We start from the raw sequence: 1534 nt of genomic DNA on the forward strand, positions 1-1534 counted from the left end.
AGTGCGACAGCCCCTTTTTTAATTATTTATTTTTATAGCTAGTTTCTAGGAAAATACATTATTATAATAACTCCCAAGATTGCAATTACCCCCCCTAATACGTCAAACTTGTCTGGAATCACTTTATCCACTTTCCAACCCCAAAGTATCGAAAGTGCTATGAAAATTCCGCCATATGCAGCATATACCTTACCGAAATTAACATTTTTAGGTTGAAAAGTTGGTATTATACCATAAATTATTAGTACCAATGCCCCAAGAATACCATGCCAAAAACTCCTGCCATCTCTAAGCCATAACCATATAAGGTATCCTCCACCTATTTCACAAACTCCAGCCATTATAAAATAAATCATTGATTTTATAATATACATTTAATATAATCACCAACTATAATATATATTATTTTATAAATATTTTTCCTTCAGTAATAGCAAGTGCTACTGCACCTATAATTCCTGCATCTCCACCAAGTTTTGCAGGAACAATTTTTGTATTTTCATATATAGTAGTAAAGCTTCTTTTAGAGGCAACTTCACCAATTTTGTCAAACACCATACTTCCAGCTTTAGAAACTCCTCCACCTATTATTATAACTTCAGGATCAAATATATTCATTATATTAGCTACAAATATTCCAAGATAATTTAAAGCTTTATTTATTACATCTAGTGCCAATTTATCTCCATTCTTTGCTTCATCAAAAACTTCTTTTGAAGTTATGTTATCATATTTATATAATGAAGTTTTATCCCCTCTTGATTTTGCCTCTTCAACAGCTTTAGTTGCCAATCTTGCTATTGCCGTACCAGATGCTAAAGATTCTGCACATCCACGATTTCCACAATTACATTTTGCTCCATCCTTTTCTAAGGTCACATGCCCAATTTCAAGTGCATTACTAGTGTTTCCTCTATATATTTGACCATTTAATACAGCCCCTCCACCTATACCTGTAGAAACTGTTATAAATACCATATTTCTCGTGCCTTTTCCTGCACCAAACTCATGCTCTCCTATGGCAGCTACATTACCATCATTGTCTAAAACCGTATGTATATTAAACTTGTCCTCTATTGGTTTAACTAAATTAAAATTTTTAAATGGAAGATTGGGAGTAGTTATAATTGTTCCTCTTTTAGTATCCAAAGGTCCAGGTGAACCTATACCTATACACAGTATATCCTTATTGATCAAATTAGATTTTTTCAGGGTATCATCTACAAGAGATATAATTCTGTCTAATATTTTATTCTCACCTTCACTTGCATTTGTTGGAACTGTTTTTTTATAAATTATATTTCCTGCCAAATCTGAGGAAGCAACGCTTATTTTAGTTCCTCCTAAATCAATTCCTATAACGTACTTTTTCATATATTTCCTCCAAATCATAATTTAATATCTATAACTAACCTAAACAAAATTCATTAATATTATATCATAATTAGTATTTTATATAAAAATATTACCTATAAAAAATATTACCTATAAAAAATATATTTTTATAGGTAATTAGCTTGTTGAATAACAATAA

2 protein-coding genes are annotated in these 1534 nt (G+C 30.5%); both read right to left on the reverse strand.

Annotated features, from left to right (window positions below; translation table 11 throughout):
* Positions 1-38: 38 nt before the first annotated feature.
* Entirely contained in the window at positions 39-374 is a 336-nt protein-coding gene (locus KM800_RS15010) for a YnfA family protein (RefSeq protein WP_217813808.1), read from the reverse strand.
* 28 nt (positions 375-402) lie between these two features.
* Entirely contained in the window at positions 403-1374 is a 972-nt protein-coding gene (locus KM800_RS15015; protein ID WP_217813809.1) for an ROK family protein, read from the reverse strand.
* Positions 1375-1534 lie beyond the last annotated feature (160 nt).

Origin of the sequence: Clostridium tyrobutyricum, from assembly GCF_019144085.1 — a bacterium.
GTDB lineage: Bacteria > Bacillota > Clostridia > Clostridiales > Clostridiaceae > Clostridium_B > Clostridium_B tyrobutyricum_A.

Excerpts from the sequence above, each read along its gene's own strand:
- KM800_RS15010 (WP_217813808.1), bottom strand. The coding sequence starts at position 374 with ATGTATATTATAAAATCAATGATTTATTTTATAATGGCTGGAGTTTGT.
- KM800_RS15015 (WP_217813809.1), bottom strand. The coding sequence starts at position 1,374 with ATGAAAAAGTACGTTATAGGAATTGATTTAGGAGGAACTAAAATAAGC.